Below are 15,331 nucleotides of genomic sequence, written 5' to 3'. Positions count from 1 at the left end.
TTGTACATCGGGCCGGCAGATCCGATGAACGATGTTCCGCGCCTTACCCCAACGCGACTGCGGAGGCGCGGATGACGCTTGCTGGCACGCTGGTCCAGACCTGCCGGGCGGCCATATTGTCGCTCGGACGCGAATTGGCGGCCTGGAGGCCTTCCAGGGAGCGCGCGACATTCGGGACTGAAGCCATGCTCTCGGTCGCGCTTTCGGTCGTGCTCGCCAACGCGTTGCATCTGTCAGACACGTGGTGGGCAGCCATCAGCGGCTACGCCGTCATGCAAACGAGTTTCTCCGGTTCCGTGCAGCGCGCTGCGCACCGCATTATCGGCACGGTGATCGGCGCCGCGCTGGGAACCTTGGCGGGCCCCTGGATCGGCGACCGGCCGTGGCTGTTCGTGCCCGTGTTGGGGGCAATCGGCGGCGTTGCGGTGTATCAGGCCAACGGGCCCAAAGCGGCCTACGCCTGGGTGCTGGGCGGCGTGACTGCGTTGATGGTGACGTACGAAGCGCATGCGCTGGTCTCATTTCGCGAGACCGCGATGTTTGCAGCGCTGCGAGTCGCCGAGGTCATGGTTGGAACGCTCGCTTGCCTGCTGGTGGCGAGCGTATTTCACTTCGGGCCGAGGTGGTACAGGCAGACCCGAAGTCCATGGATGCCCGCAACCGGCCGTGCAGCCGCTGACATCGGAACGCCTGCCCCTTCAATACCTTCACCGCCGCCGGAAACATTGCGCCCGACTCGCATGCTGCTGGGCTTGCAAGGCGCACTGGCGATCGTGATTCTCTCGGCGCTTACGTACGTTTTGCATTTGCCTGGTTTCGCGCAAGCGATGGTCACGGCGATCGCGGTGCTGGTATTGCAGGCAGGTTTACCGGTGGACGGGACGCAGCAACCGGTCATCGAAAAGATGGTGCAGCGGGTGGCGGGCTGCTTGCTGGCCGGCGCGCTGGGTGTGGCACTGCTGCCCCTGATGCGGGGCCAGGCGATCCTGTGCATGCTCGCGCTGTCTGCCGGCGTTTGGATCGGATGTCACGTGCAGTCGGGACGGGAAGGCGCGAGCTACGTCGGCCGGCAATTCACCATCGCGTTCATCATGGTATTTGTGCAGGACCATCATTGGTCGGCTGATCCGGTGCCCGCGCTCATGCGGCTATCGGGCATCCTCGCCGGAATCGTCGTGCTGGCAGTCGTGATGCTCGCGACCGGTAAGCTGCGTTTGCCGCTATCGACGGGTGATGCAAGCCATTGAGACTCGCATGCATCCCGCGTCGCCTGGCACTCGTTTTCCTATGTCCGCTGGGCTCCTGCATCGGGTGGACACGAGCCGCTCCAGGCCAACTACGCTCAATGGCCTGATCGTTCACCCGCCGCAACCGGTGTCTGCTTCGATTGCCGCCCCAGCATGAGCGTCACCACGGCGGACACGGCCAACGTTGCGCCGACCACGTACAACCCGGCCGAGTAGCTCCCTGTCACGTTCTTGAGCCAGCCGATCGCAAACGGTCCGACGAAGCCACCCAGATTGCCGACCGAGTTGATCATCGCGATCCCCGCAGCCGCTCCTGCGCCTGACAGGAACATGCTCGGCATGGCCCACAATGGCGCTTTCGCCGCGCTGATCCCGATGTTCACGATCACAAGCGCGACGATAATCATCAATGCGGTGGTGGCGTTGCCGGCAAATGCGAATCCCAGGCATGCCAATACGCAAGGGATGACCACATGCCACGTGCGCTCTTCGGTACGGTCCGAATGCCTGGCCCACAGGATCATCGCGACCACGGCGGCAACGCTCGGCACCCCCGCAAGAAGGCCCGTTTCGAACGAACCGAACCCGTATTGGCGAATGATCAACGGCGCCCACAACCCGAGCGTGTACAGCCCGGCTGACGTGCCGAAGTAGATCAGTGAGAGGGCGAGCACGCGCGGGTCGCGCAAGGCGCTCAGCGCGCCTGCCGTGTGGCCCTCGTGAGACTGCTTCGCGTCCGCTTCCATCTTCAGCTTCGCAATCAGCCATTCTCGCTCTTGCGGCTGGAGCCAGTGCGCCTTCGCGGGTGTATCGGTCATGTACTTCAGGACGACGAAACCCAGGATGATCGCCGGCACCGCTTCGAGGATGTAAAGCATCTGCCAGTCGGCAAATCCGGCGATGGGAGGAAGCTTCATGATCGCGCCGGACAGCGGCGAGCCGATCGCGGTGGAGATTGGCGCGGCAGCCATGAACCACGCCGCCGCGACCGCGCGTTGACGCGATGGGAACCACAAGCTGAGATACAGGATGATGCCGGGAAAGAAGCCCGCTTCAGCAACGCCCAGGATGAAGCGAAGCGCATAGAAGCTGTTCGGCCCGACGACGAATGCGGACGCCAGCGACACGATTCCCCACGACACCATCACGCGCGCAATCCAGCGGCGTGCGCCGGCCTTGTGAAGAATCAGGTTCGATGGCACTTCGAACAGGAAATAGCCGATGAAGAAAAGTCCGCCGCCGAGACCGAATGCGGTCGGCGAAAGGCCGATGGCCTTGTTCATCGACAGTGCGGCAAAGCCAACGTTGACGCGGTCGAGAAAGCTCACGAAATAGAGCAGCATGACGAACGGAATGATCCGCAGCATGAGCTTGCGGGAAACCCGGCTTTCGAGTTCGGAAATCATTGTCTCCTCCTTGGAGGCTCGAGCCGGGCGCTACTGAACCAGGCTCAAGCGGGGCCTCTGACGGCGCTTAAGCTGCGTCGCCTAAGGTGACTTCCTGCGTCGCTGTCGCCGCTTTCTCGATGAGCGCACATACAGCAGCGGTTACCTGCGCCGTTGTCGCCGTGCCGCCAAGGTCTCCCGTATGCAGGGACTTGTCCGCGGTCACCGCTTCGACTGCCTGCATCACGCGTTTCGCGGCGTCGAATTCACCCAGGTGTTCGAGCAGCATGACGACCGACCAGAACGTGCCGATCGGGTTGGCGAGTCCCTTGCCCATGATGTCGAATGCGGAGCCGTGGATCGGCTCGAACATCGATGGAAAACGGCGTTCCGGATCGATATTGCCGGTCGGCGCAATACCCAGGCTGCCGGCGAGTGCGGCGGCGAGGTCGCTGAGGATATCGGCGTGCAGGTTGGTGGCGACAATCGTATCGAGCGTCGCGGGCCGGTTGATCATCCGGGCCGTCGATGCATCCACGAGTTCCTTGTCCCATTTGACGTCGGGGAACTCCTTCGAGATTTGCAGCGCGATCTCGTCCCACATCACCATTGCGTGGCGCTGGGCGTTGCTTTTCGTGATGACCGTCAGCAGCTTGCGGGGACGTGATTGCGCAAGGCGGAACGCAAAGCGCATGATCCGTTCGACACCGGCGCGGGTCATGATCGACACGTCGGTTGCGGCTTCGATCGGATGACCCTGGTGAACGCGCCCGCCCACGCCGGAATACTCGCCTTCCGAGTTTTCACGCACGATCACCCAGTTCAGGTCTTCCGGCTCGCAGCGTTTCAACGGGCCATCGATACCCGGCAGGATGCGTGTCGGACGAACGTTCGCGTATTGATCGAAGCCCTGGCAGATCTTCAGGCGCAGGCCCCAGAGCGTGATGTGATCGGGAATGTCCGGGTCGCCGGCCGAGCCGAACAGGATGGCGTCCTTGTTGCGGATGGCGTCGAGCCCGTCGGCGGGCATCATGACGCCGTGCTTGCGGTAGTAGTCGCCGCCCCAGTCGAAGTTTTCGAACTCGAACGCAAACGACTTCGTGGTCTTCGCAAGTGCTTCGAGGACCTGCGCGCCCGCAGGTACGACTTCCTTGCCGATGCCGTCGCCGGGGATGGTTGCGATGCGATAGGTGTTCATGTCTCCGTCCTTCTGATGTCGAGGGTGTGAGCGAACTTTATCGACATCCGGAGGCAAAAACCGGTGCTAAACTCAAAGCATCCGTAACTTTAATTCACAAGTGAATGCGATGCGCGATACCGTCCAGCCGTCCGATCTGGGCTTTTTTTCGACGCTTGCCGCGTCCGGCAGCCTAAGTGCGGCAGCGCGGGAACTGGGCTTGACGGCGGCAGCCGTCAGCAAGCATTTGACGCAGATGGAAGGCCGCGCGGGCGTGGCGCTGGTCAACCGCACGACGCGCCGGATGATGCTCACGCCCGAGGGCGAGTTGTACCTGCAGCACGCGCGCCGGATTCTCGATGAGATCGACGAGTTGTCCGAGTTGCTCGGCACGGCGAAAAAGAGTCCGAAGGGACTGCTGCGCGTGAATGCAACGCTTGGCTTTGGGCGCAGTCATGTCGCGCCCGCTATCTCTCGCTTCGTCGCGAACTATCCGCAGGTGTCGGTCCAGCTTCAGTTGTCGGTCACGCCTCCGCCGCTGACAGACGACACCTTCGATGTCTGCATCCGCTTCGGTGAGCCGCCCGATACGCGGATGGTCGCGCGGCGTCTCGCGGACAACCGGCGCTTGCTGTGTGCCGCGCCTGCGTACATCGCGTCACGCGGAATGCCCTTGACCCCGCACGACCTGACGCGGCACAACTGCATCGGCATCCGTCAGGGTGATGAAGCCTATGGCGTGTGGCGTCTGAGTTCGGGCAGGGGCGCGGCGCGCAAGACGGAAGCGGTGAGGATCAATGGCACGCTGACAACGAACGATGGTGAGATCGCGGTGAAGTGGGCGCTGGAAGGACACGGCATCCTGATGCGCGCCGAGTGGGACATCAGACAGTATCTGGCGCATGGTTCGCTGGTCGTCGTACTGCCTGACCATGACACGCCGAACGCCGATATCTTCGCGGTGTATTCGCAGCGGCACCAGATGTCCAACCGGATTCGCGCTTTCGTCGACTTTATCGCCCATGACCTTCGCAATGAAGCGGGGGAGTTCAAGTAGGGTCGATCAAGCTTCTTGACGAGGCGAATCAGGCGCTATCCGGATTCGCAAAAGGGCTCACGCACGCATGCCTTGCAGGAACAACTGAATTGCCGCGGGCCATGATCATTTCGCGTCGAAACTCGTCCAGAATACAACGCATCTCCAATCACGATTGAAACGTCCGGGCGCAGCGGCCGGTCCGACAAGTATTCGAAAATCCGGCTACGCTGTGTGCGGCTGTTGCCCTAGTGTTGAACCGGTGAGGCAACAGGAAATCATCATCAGGAAAGCAATGAAACAACCAATCAGAATCGATTTCGTCTCCGATGTAGCGTGCCCCTGGTGTGCTGTCGGTTTATCCTCGCTGCAACTTGCATTGTCACGACTTGGCGATGAGGTCGACGCCGAATTCGTCATGCATCCCTTCGAACTGAATCCGCGGATGGGCGAAGAGGGTGAAGACCTTGTCGAACATATCGCAAAGAAATACGGGCGTACTACGCAACAGATCGCTCAGGCGCAGGCCGAGCTCCGGCAGCGCGGCGCGGATGTTGGTTTCACCTTCGGCACGCGCACACGCATCTATAACACCTTCGATGCACACCGTCTGATGCATTGGGCCGGTATCAAAGGGAAGCAGGTAGAGCTTAAACAGGCGCTGCTAAAGGCGTATCACGGCGAGGGCAAGCCGACGAGCAGCCATGACGTCCTGGTTGAAGCCGCGCAATCTGCCGGACTCGACGGCGCCGAGGCGCGTTCCATTCTGCAAGGAGACGAGTACGCCAATGAGGTTCGCGCAGAAGAAGAGAAATACCAGGCAATGGGCATTAATTCAGTGCCGTCGGTGATCTTCAACAACCGCTACTTGCTGACTGGCGCACAACCTGTCGAAGCGTTCGAGCAAGCCATCCGACAGATTCTGACCGAAGCGTAATGAAGCTACGGCATCGTAATGGCGCTTCGCCGTTAAATTCTGGATCTCATCACTCGACAGTGAGCGGCTGCAAGACGCAGTCGTTCACTGGCCCGCCCGGCAATAAGCTTACTCATCAATCAGCCATCCACGCCTTCCCGTCAGATTTCGATTTGTTCCCGCTGTGCAAGACTGTTTGTTAGCTGCGGGTATTCGAAATCCGGGTCAATGCGCCTACATTTGGCTTTGGCGGAGCCGTCGGCCTGATCGGTGACGAAGCCGGACAACCCATGTTCGAAGACATGAGGCGGCGTGGCGCGGGCGGCGACCGCCTCCCCCGGGAGGACATATGAGCGAAGCAGATCAAGGCGCGCGCGTGCGCGAGCTGAGTCATTTCATTGACGGTCAACGCGCCGCTGGCGCGAGCGGGAAGTTCGCCGACGTATACGATCCGGCGCTAGGCCGGGTGACGGCGCGCGTTCCGGTAGCAAGTACGGCTGAAGTTGCCGCCGCCGTCGCTGCGGCTAAAGCCGCGTTCGGGGCCTGGAGCGAAACCGCGCCGCTGACGCGCGCCCGTCTAATGTTCAAGTTCAAGGAACTGCTCGACGCGCATACCGATGAACTCGCCGAGCTGATTACGCGCGATCACGGCAAGCTGTTTTCGGACGCGAAGGGCGAGGTGCTGCGCGGTATCGAAATCGTTGAATTCGCGTGCGGCATTCCGAACCTGCTCAAGACCGAATTCACTGATCAGGCCGCCAGCGACATCGACGCGTGGAATCTGCGTCAGCCGCTTGGCGTGGCGGCGGGCGTCACGCCCTTCAATTTCCCGATGGTGGTGCCGTGCTGGATGTTCGTGATGGCGGCCGCGTGCGGCAACACGTTCATTCTCAAGCCGTCGGAGCGCACGCCGTCGGCATCCATTCGACTCGCCGAGCTGTTCATCGAGGCCGGCTTTCCCAAAGGTGTGTTCAACGTCGTGCATGGCAGCAAGGCCGTCGTCGATGCGCTGATCGAGCACCCCGATGTGGTCGCGATGTCTGTCGTCGCCTCGACGCCAGTGGCTGAATACATCTACAGCGAAACCGCGAAGCGCGGCAAGCGCGTGCAGGCATTGGGCAGTGCGAAAAACCATCTGGTCGTTTTGCCCGACGCCAATCTCGATCAAGCCGTCGATGCGCTGATCAACTCGTCGTATGGCTCAGCCGGCGAGCGCTGCATGGCGACCTCGGTCGCGGTGGCCGTAGGGGACGTTGCCGATGAGCTGGTCGAGCGTCTCGCGCCGCGCGTGCGCTCGCTCAGGATCGGCGGCGGCATGGAGCCCGATCTGGACATGGGGCCGCTCATCTCCGCCGCGCATCGCATGAAGGTGTTGGGTTATATCGATGCGGGCGTTGCGGCAGGCGCCAGGCTCGTCGTCGATGGTCGCGGCCAATCGTTCCCGGGGCACGAAGAGGGCTTCTTTCTCGCCGGCTCGCTTTTTGATGACGTGAAGCCTGATATGACTATCTATCTGGAAGAGATTTTCGGGCCGGTTTTGTCAGTTGTCCGCGTGCCTGATTTAGCGAGCGCGATAGCGCTCGTCAACGCGCACGAACTGGGGAACTGCGTAACGCTTTTCACATCCGACGGCCGCTCGGCACGCACGTTCACCCGGCAGATTCACGTGGGCATGGTGGGCATCAACATACCGAGTCCGGTGCCGGCGGCGTGGCACTCGTTCGGGGGCTGGAAGCGATCGCTGTTCGGCGATCATCACGCGTACGGCCAGGAAGCCGTGCGCTTTTACACGCACTACAAGAGCGTCATGCAGCGCTGGCCCGACAACGTCGCCTAAGGCGCCGAATCAGGGTCGATGACGGCCCTGAAACGCCAGGAATAGCGCCCGTGCGAGCAAACTGTGCATATTCACAGTATCATCGTTTCCAAACCAGACGGAGAGGAAACGATGAGCCTTATCGATGAAACCGGCGCGGGTCTAGACGGCCTCGCGCAGTTGCGGGCGCTGATGTCGTCGGGACGCAAGCCAGGGATTCTGGAGTCGCTGAACTTCGATTTCGTTGAAGTGGATGCGGGTCGCGCCGTCTTCGCCGGCCTGCCGGGCGATCACGCGTATAACCCGATCGGCACGGTTCATGGCGGCTACGCAGCCACGCTGCTGGATTCGGCCTGCGGTTGCGCCGTGCATTCACGGCTCACGGCCGCGCAGGCCTACACCACGCTAGAGTTGAAGATCGCGTATCACAAGGCTGTCACGCGCGACTCCGGATTGCTGCGCGCCGAGGGCCGCGTGATCTCGATAGGCCGGCGCGCCGCATTCGCTGAAGCCACACTGACCGATGCTACCGGGCGTTTGTATGCATCGGCGACATCGACGTTGCTGGTGTTCGAGCGCTGAGCGTGACGGCGGCTGTCAAATCGGCAGGCTGTGCCGCCAGATCAATCCAGCGCTTTCTGCGATTTTTCATCCATGCATGCGACGGCGATCAACCCCAGCAGACCACAGCCGATCACATACCATGCGGGCGCGAGCACACTGCCGGTCGCCACGATCAGCGACGTCACGAAGAATTGCGCGAAGCCGCCAAAGATCGCGACCCCAAGGCTGTAGACCACGGCGCCGCCAGTGGCCCGCACGGAACGCGGGAAGAGTTCACCGAGCATCGCGCCAACACCGCCAATATTGATCGCGTGTACCGACGAAAGCAGCGTGACGACCGTGAGCAGCGTGGTGGTTGTCGGCCATCGGTTCAATGCAATGAAGGCCGGATAGATGGCGAGCAGCAGGACGATACGCGTGCCTTGCGCGAGCGCGTTGCGTCCGAAGCGGTCGGTCAGGTATCCACCTACCGGTGAGAGCACAAAAATAATCGCGCCCGATATACAGCCTGACAGCATCGCGATGCCCGGCGGCAGGCCGAGCGTCTTGACCGCGTAGATCGACAGATAGAACACGATGATGAAGTGCGCCGATGTCCCGGCAATCGTCAGCCCCAGCCCCGTGAGCACCGCGCGCCGATGATCGCGGAGTACATCAATCAGCGGCAGCTTCGGCGCTTTCTGTCTGGGCGTGTGAACCGGTTCTTCTTCGAGCGTCTTGCGCAGCCACCAGCCCACCGGCACGATCAGCGTGCCGATCAGGAACGGCACGCGCCATCCCCAGCTTTCGAGTTGTGCGCTCGAGAGCGTCGCGGTCAACGCAACACCGGTCAATGCGCCTGCAAGTGCTGCGAGTCCCTGGCTGGCGAATTGCCACGATGCATACAGGCCACGCCGGTTTGGCGGCGCTTGTTCGAGCAGGAGCGTAGTCGATGCCCCGACTTCGCCGCCTGCGGAAAATCCCTGGATGAGCCGCGCGATCACCAGGATGACGGGTCCTAAAACCCCTGCTTGTCCGTAGGTCGGTGCGACGGCGATCATCGCCGTGCCTACCGCCATCAGCCCGAGCGTCAGGATCATCGCTTTCTTGCGTCCGGCGCGATCTGCGTACATGCCGATCACAAGGCCGCCCACGGGCCGCGTGAAAAACCCCACGCCGAAACTCGCGACGGCAAGCAGTAACTGCCCGACCGGATCGTGGACCGGGAAGAAAAGCTTGCCGATCAGCAACGCGAAGAACCCGTAGACCGTGAAGTCGTAGAACTCGAGTGCATTACCTACTGCTGCCGCAGTGACGAGCCGCATGCGGCTTTGCTTGCGCTGGCCCTGGGCCGCGCCCGGCGCAACGTCGAGGCTTGATACGGTAGGAATGCTCATGTCTTCTCTCGGAACGCGGTGGATTCTGCAGGGGTTGAACAGATCAGTCGGCCAGATACGCTTCGGTCAGGCGCACCCAGTAACTCGCGCCGATGGCGAGAATGTCGTCGTTGAAGTCGTAGCCGGGGTTGTGGACCATGCAACTCCCTTTGCCGTTGAGGCCATTGCCGATCCACGCATACGCACCCGGCACGACTTCGGCCATGAACGCGAAGTCCTCGCTGCCCATGAGCGGATGCGCTTGCGTATCCACACGTTGAGTACCGAGCATCTTCTGCGCGACTTCCGCTGCGAACGCGGTAGGTTCAGGGTGATTGACGAGCACGGGATAACCCCATTCATAGTCGATCTCGGCCTCCACCCCGAACGACTCCGCTTGCGCATGCACGAGCGCGGTGATGCGTTGCCTCAAGAGATCGCGCACGGCGGGGTCGAGCGCGCGGATCGACAGTTTCATCTCGGCGGTTTGAGGAATCACGTTGAAGGTATCCCCGGCCTTGACGCTGCCAACCGAGATCACGGCCGACTTCTGCGAATCGACTTCCCGCGCCACAATGCTCTGCAGCGCGAGGATAATGCCCGCTACGGCGGGCATGGGGTCGCGCGACAGATGCGGCAGCGCGCCGTGCCCGCCCAACCCACGCAGCACGATGGTGGCGCGGTCGGCTGAAGCCATCGCGGGGCCAGTGCGGAAATTCATGCCGCCGGTTTCGTAGCCCGGCATGTTGTGCAGGCCGAACACGGCGTCACACGGAAACCGCTCGAAGAGACCGTCCTCGATCATTGCGCGTGCGCCGCCGTAGCTTTCTTCGGCCGGTTGAAAGATCAAGGTCAGCGTGCCGGAAAACTGCCGGCTTTCTGCCAGGTAGCGAGCGGCGCACAGGAGCATCGCGGTGTGGCCGTCGTGCCCACAGGCGTGCATGGTCTTGGGTACCGCGCTGGTGTAGGGCAGGCCCGTCGCCTCTTCGATGGGCAACGCATCCATGTCGGCGCGCAGGCCGATGCGCCGGCTGCCGCTGCCCAGTTTCAGCACGCCGACCACGCCTGTCTTGCCGAGGCCGCGCGTCACTTCGTAGCCCCATTGCGTAAGCAGGCTGGCGACGAGATCGCTGGTCGCCCGCTCCTCGAACGCGAGTTCCGGATTGGCGTGGATCTGGCGACGCACGGCGATAAGGTCCGGCGCAATGGCGGCAATACCGGGAATGACGGGATCGACTGACAGCATGGGTGACTCCTTAAGACGTTTTGATATTCAGCGCGACGGAAGCGTGACTGCTTCGCGTGACTGCTTCCGGTCAAGCATATAAAGTCACAAAGAAAACCAAAAGACAGTTAATTAAATTTGTGACCACCCATAGTTGTCGGTATAAATCCTTGAATTCCCAATGAAATATCACCAGTTGCGTGCGTTCCTCACAGTGGCCGAGCAAGGCAGCATCCGCGCGGCGGCGCGTAGCCTGCATCTCTCGCAGGCGGCGTTGACGAAGGCGGTGAAAGAACTCGAACAGGACCTGGGCGTGCCGCTGGTCTTGCGTACCGCGCGCGGCGTGCAATTGACCGCGTTCGGCTTGCAGTTGAGGATTCGGGCGCAGATGGTGGTGAGCGAGATGCGTCGCGCCGAAGACGACATCGCGCATATGAAGGGCGCGGTGACAGGCAGCGTGGCGGCCGCCGTCACGCCCACCGCCGCGTTGTCGGTCCTCCCTAAAGCGTTCAGCGCATTTCGAAAGAAGATGCCGCATGCGCGCGTGAGTTTTATCGAAGGATTTCCGGGTGTGGCGTTGCCGCGTTTGCGCGACGGGTCGCTTGATTTCGTCGTGGCCGTGGTCCAGCCGGAGCATTTGGGTCCCGCGTTCGATTACATCGAGCTATACAAAATCAGTTCGGTGGTCGTCGCGCGGCAGGATCATCCGCTGGCGCAATGCACGTCCTTGGCCGAACTCGTCGATGCGGAATGGCTGTTGAATCCGTCGCCCGAAAGCTCGACACGCGGACTGCTCGATTTCTTCGCCGCGAACGGTTTGCCGGTGCCGCAGAAAATTATCGAGTGCCCGAGCTTCGTGATTGCGCATGGATTGCTGCGCGGCTCGGATACCGTTGCAATGTTGCCCCAGCCCTTGCTGGATCAACCGTGGGTGCGCGAGGGTATCGCCGTGTTGCCTGTAGCCAACCTGCCGCCGCCGATAGCAATCGGCGTAGTGACGCGGCGCGACAGTCCGCTGACGCCGGCGGCTGCGTTGCTGCTGGATTGTTTGCAGGATGCGGTGACGTCGCTCAGGTTGAACGTGCCGGCGCGCCGTTCATTCCAGGGGCGGTAAGCGGCGTTCGACCGGCGTCGACTTGATGATCGCCGTGCTTGTCTCGGCGCGCTCCGCGACCTTCGAAAGAATCTCGTCCAGTTGTTCGATTGTCTTGAGAAAGAGCCGGCAGACAAAACAGTCATCGCCGGTGACCTTGTCGCATTCGACGAATTCAGGAATGCGCCGGATGGCTTCTTCCACCAGGTGCAGTTGACCTGGCAGCGGCTTGACTCGAACGATGGCCTGAAGCGTGTATCCCAATGCACGCGGGTCGAGCTTGACCCCGAACCCCTGGATCACGCCACGCGCTTCGAGCTGGCGCACGCGCTCGGCTGTGCTGGGCGCCGACAAGCCAATCCGGCGCGCGAGTTCGCTCATCGCGATCCGGCCGTCCTCGGATAGAACGGCAAGCAATTCGCGGTCGGTCTGGTCGAGTGATACGAGACCCGGCGGAGAAGAAAGGCGGTTCTTCAAATGGACCTTCGATTTGAAGTTAAAACGTCGATGTCCGCTCATTTTACACATGGAATCGCGCTTGGCCGCCCACTAAACTTATTAGACAGATAGAGCTGGCACCACTTGAAAGGCGAGGCGATGAGCTCGAGAGAAATGCGCGCTGGTTGCGTGGAAATGACGGTAGCGATGCTGATATCCGGCACGGTCGGCTGGCTCGTCGTGTCGTCGCAGCAAACACCGTTGAACGTGGTGTTCATCCGTTGCGTGTTCGGCGCGGCGACGCTGTTCGTGATCTGCGCATTCAAGGGGATGCTGCGCAAGAACCTGTTTTCCTGGCGCATGCTTGGACTGGTTGCGCTCGGCAGCGCCACGATTGTCGGCAACTGGGTGCTGCTGTTCGCGGCCTATTCGCGAGCTTCCATATCGATGGCGACCACGGTCTACAACACCCAGCCGTTCATGCTCGTCCTGCTCGGCGCGGTAGTGTTTCGCGAACGGATCACCTTGCGCACGATCCTCTGGCTGAGCGTCGCGTTCTTAGGCCTTGTGCTGGTTGTGCGAGTGGAGCCCGCAGTGCTGGCCAAGCCCGGTGAATATCTGGCAGGGATTGGCTATGCGCTCGGCGCGGCATTTCTCTATGCGATTTGTTCGATCGTGACCAAGCAGCTCAAGGGAACGCCGCCCCATTTGATTGCGTTGTTGCATGTGGCGCTTGGCATCATCATGCTTGCGCCTTTCGTAGACTTCCGGCATCTGCCTACCACCCCGAATCATTGGGCGGATCTTGTCGTGCTCGGCGTTGTCAACACCGGCATCATGTACGTGCTGCTTTATGGCGCTATCCAGAAACTGCCGACTGCGGTGATCGGCGCGTTGTCGTTCATCTATCCGGTCGTCGCGATCATCGTGGATCGGGTCGCGTTCGGACAACGCTTAGGATGGCTGCAGATTGTCGGCGCGGTGCTGATTCTGCTGGCGGCTGCCGGAACGACCTTAGGGTGGGAACTCCTGCCGCGAAAACGTGCGGCGTTCGAATAGCGAGTCATCTTTTCGTATCAACAAGCTTTCCGGCAACTATCCGTCATGAATCCGCCAGATGTCTTTCCGCGCAACGCAGTCGATCACATCAACGTGATCCGACCGCTTGCGCACGCGGGTTTCAAAAGCAAAAAAACATCGCTCATCTGACCGGAGCGCTGTTCCGTCAGGTGCGACGGAACGGACGCGGCCACTCGATTTTCATCCCTGTTCTCCAGCCCTGACGGTTTTTATCGGTCAAACTGGAGAGTATGGAATGTCGATTTTTTCTGGTATCTGGATTCCGCTGGTCACGCCGTTTTCAAACGGACGTGTCGATCACGACGCGCTGCGAAGACTGGTCAGGTCATACATTGAAGCGAAGGTTGCAGGGTTTGTTGCGCTGGGAACAACGGGCGAACCTTCGTCGCTCGACCACGCCGAGCAAGAGCAGGTGCTTGCGGCCATTCTGGATGAGGCGAAGGACCATCCAGTCGCGGTAGGCCTGGCCGGTAATAACTCGGCGGAGCTTCGCGAACGCGCGCTTTGCTTGAACGAGCTTCCGATTGCCGGTTTGCTTGTCCCAGCGCCTTACTATGTGCGGCCTTCGCAGTCCGGCTTGACGGACCACTTCACCACCCTCGCCGATATCAGCACGGTCCCTCTGATCGTCTACGACATTCCGTATCGGACGGGTGTGCGGTCGGACCTCGCGACACTGTTGACGCTCGCGGGTCATCCCAACATTCACGCCATCAAGGATTGCGCGGGATCGCTGGAGACGACCCTCGCGCTGATCCTCGATGGACGTTTGTCGGTGCTGGCGGGTGAAGACCTGAATATGTTCAGCACGCTATGTCTCGGCGGGCACGGTGCGATCGCGGCAAGTGCGCATGTGCGCGCGGCTGACTTCGTTGCGGTCTATGACGACATCAGGCACGGGCGGCTTGATGAGGGGCGTGAGCGGTTTCATCGACTGGCGCCCTTGATACAGGCACTCGGGTCCGAGCCCAATCCGGCGCCCGTGAAGTGTGCGCTCGATATCTTGAGAATGATTCGCCAGGAACTTCGTGCGCCGATGACACAAGCAACTGACAGGCTTCGTGGTCAGCTTGGAGCCTTGCTGTCGAGCTAGGCGACAATCAGCGCGGCATCCCGTACTGGCGACTCGCTTGAATTGGCCCGCGCTTATTTCACCAAGTGCAGTCCCTTGGCCAGCACGATGCCCTTCTCGCGGTTGATCAGCCAGATATCGCCGACGTTCGCGTGCATTGTTGCCGTGCGCGTGGTGATATCGGTGGGCTCCTCGTTGCTCGGGTCGGTATGGTCCTTGGTTTCGGTCAGATAAGGCGGCACCACGCGACAGATCAGCACGAGCGCAAGATCACCGTCTTCCTGGGAAAACGCGTCCGGCGACAGCACGAAGCGCCCATGCACCGTCGTCCTGTTGTGCTTGTTGACGGCATCCAGTTCGATGATATCGATGTTCTGTATGTAGCCCTTGGATTTCGCTTCGGCCGCTACCACCAGCTTGCGCCCACGCGGTCCGGTGATGGTCTTCTTGAGGACTATCGTGTCGGGGTGATCGCTGTCCGACAGATCCACGTCCACCGTCATTACGCGCACTTTCGACCGATAGCGAATTCCATAGGGTGCAGGCACCACGAACGCGAGATCGCGGCTTAGCTTGGCGTCCATTAGCGCTGAGTCGTGCAAGGTTTTCGGCAGCGCATCGCCGATCAGGTCTTCCACGCGATGTGCGAACGTGCGCGTTTTGCTATCGGTGAATTTACGCGCCAGCGCGTCCCTGACGGCAACCGGATCATCGCCGCTGAAACCCGGTGTCACCACGATGCTGACCGGCGCAACGTTTTCTGTCTGCCCGGCCGCCGTGGCCGCGCTGCTGGCCGATTGGGCCTGGGACGTTACACACACACAAAGAAGGGCACAAGCGGCGCTTACGCTCGCTCGTTTTATTTCGTGAAGACTCATTAGCAGACTCCCATGGACATGATCGCGGACCGCCGGGTCTTCGTGCTGC

The 15,331-nt window shown here is 61.2% G+C and carries 14 protein-coding genes; 8 read left to right on the top strand and 6 right to left on the bottom strand.

Annotated elements, in window-relative coordinates; genetic code table 11:
• The first annotated feature begins 71 nt into the window (after positions 1-71).
• Entirely contained in the window at positions 72-1,247 is a 1,176-nt protein-coding gene (locus ACSOSP_RS23715) for an FUSC family protein (RefSeq protein WP_455313346.1), read from the top strand.
• A 95-nt stretch (positions 1,248-1,342) separates the two neighbouring features.
• On the opposite strand, the gene ACSOSP_RS23710 is transcribed toward ACSOSP_RS23715, so the two are convergent.
• Positions 1,343-2,653 carry an MFS transporter gene (locus ACSOSP_RS23710; RefSeq protein WP_455313345.1) on the bottom strand — a complete coding sequence of 437 codons (1,311 nt, stop codon included), beginning with the start codon at positions 2,651-2,653 and terminating at the stop codon, positions 1,343-1,345.
• A 67-nt stretch (positions 2,654-2,720) separates the two neighbouring features.
• Complete coding sequence (locus ACSOSP_RS23705; protein WP_455313344.1) at positions 2,721-3,830, bottom strand: tartrate dehydrogenase; 1,110 nt, start codon at positions 3,828-3,830, stop codon at positions 2,721-2,723.
• Between the two features lie 109 nt (positions 3,831-3,939).
• Between ACSOSP_RS23705 and ACSOSP_RS23700 the strand changes: the two genes are divergently transcribed.
• From ACSOSP_RS23700 to ACSOSP_RS23685, 4 genes are all read left to right on the top strand, one after another.
• Positions 3,940-4,866, top strand: a complete 927-nt coding sequence (locus ACSOSP_RS23700) for a LysR substrate-binding domain-containing protein (protein WP_455313343.1) — start codon at positions 3,940-3,942, stop codon at positions 4,864-4,866.
• A gap of 274 nt (positions 4,867-5,140) precedes the next feature.
• Positions 5,141-5,782, top strand: a complete 642-nt coding sequence (locus ACSOSP_RS23695; protein WP_455313652.1) for a DsbA family oxidoreductase — start codon at positions 5,141-5,143, stop codon at positions 5,780-5,782.
• Between the two features lie 328 nt (positions 5,783-6,110).
• Positions 6,111-7,598 (top strand): CoA-acylating methylmalonate-semialdehyde dehydrogenase, encoded by a 1,488-nt coding sequence (locus ACSOSP_RS23690; protein ID WP_455313342.1) that lies wholly within the window; start codon positions 6,111-6,113, stop codon positions 7,596-7,598.
• Positions 7,599-7,709: 111 nt separating this feature from the next.
• Positions 7,710-8,159, top strand: a complete 450-nt coding sequence (locus tag ACSOSP_RS23685) for a PaaI family thioesterase (RefSeq protein WP_455313341.1) — start codon at positions 7,710-7,712, stop codon at positions 8,157-8,159.
• A 41-nt stretch (positions 8,160-8,200) separates the two neighbouring features.
• Here the strand turns inward: ACSOSP_RS23685 and ACSOSP_RS23680 are convergent, their stop codons facing one another.
• Together ACSOSP_RS23680 and ACSOSP_RS23675 are read right to left on the bottom strand one after the other, a co-directional pair.
• Positions 8,201-9,517: an MFS transporter gene (locus ACSOSP_RS23680; protein WP_455313340.1), complete on the bottom strand. Its 1,317-nt coding sequence runs from the start codon at positions 9,515-9,517 to the stop codon at positions 8,201-8,203.
• 43 nt (positions 9,518-9,560) lie between these two features.
• A complete protein-coding gene (locus ACSOSP_RS23675; protein ID WP_455313339.1) occupies positions 9,561-10,742 on the bottom strand; it encodes a M20 aminoacylase family protein in 1,182 nt (393 codons plus the stop codon).
• Positions 10,743-10,902: 160 nt separating this feature from the next.
• On the opposite strand from ACSOSP_RS23675, the gene ACSOSP_RS23670 reads away from it, so the two are divergent.
• Positions 10,903-11,835, top strand: a complete 933-nt coding sequence (locus tag ACSOSP_RS23670; protein ID WP_455313338.1) for a LysR substrate-binding domain-containing protein — start codon at positions 10,903-10,905, stop codon at positions 11,833-11,835.
• On the opposite strand, the gene ACSOSP_RS23665 is transcribed toward ACSOSP_RS23670, so the two are convergent.
• On the bottom strand, positions 11,818-12,291 hold the full coding sequence (locus ACSOSP_RS23665) for an Lrp/AsnC family transcriptional regulator (RefSeq protein ID WP_455313651.1): 474 nt from the start codon (positions 12,289-12,291) through the stop codon (positions 11,818-11,820). The genes ACSOSP_RS23670 and ACSOSP_RS23665 overlap by 18 nt on opposite strands.
• Before the next feature lie 120 nt (positions 12,292-12,411).
• On the opposite strand from ACSOSP_RS23665, the gene ACSOSP_RS23660 reads away from it, so the two are divergent.
• Positions 12,412-13,311 carry a DMT family transporter gene (locus ACSOSP_RS23660; protein ID WP_455313337.1) on the top strand — a complete coding sequence of 300 codons (900 nt, stop codon included), beginning with the start codon at positions 12,412-12,414 and terminating at the stop codon, positions 13,309-13,311.
• Positions 13,312-13,567: 256 nt separating this feature from the next.
• Positions 13,568-14,425 (top strand): 4-hydroxy-tetrahydrodipicolinate synthase, encoded by an 858-nt coding sequence (gene dapA / locus ACSOSP_RS23655; protein WP_455313336.1) that lies wholly within the window; start codon positions 13,568-13,570, stop codon positions 14,423-14,425.
• A gap of 53 nt (positions 14,426-14,478) precedes the next feature.
• Here the strand turns inward: dapA and ACSOSP_RS23650 are convergent, their stop codons facing one another.
• The gene (locus ACSOSP_RS23650; protein WP_455313335.1) at positions 14,479-15,282 is read right to left on the bottom strand and encodes a hypothetical protein; all 804 of its coding nucleotides are present in this window, start codon (positions 15,280-15,282) and stop codon (positions 14,479-14,481) included.
• Between the last annotated feature and the right edge of the window lie 49 nt (positions 15,283-15,331).

This window comes from Caballeronia sp. KNU42 (assembly GCF_053760385.1).
The sequence above is the reverse complement of the archived record's forward strand: the minus strand, read 5'-3'. Positions and strand labels throughout refer to the sequence as shown.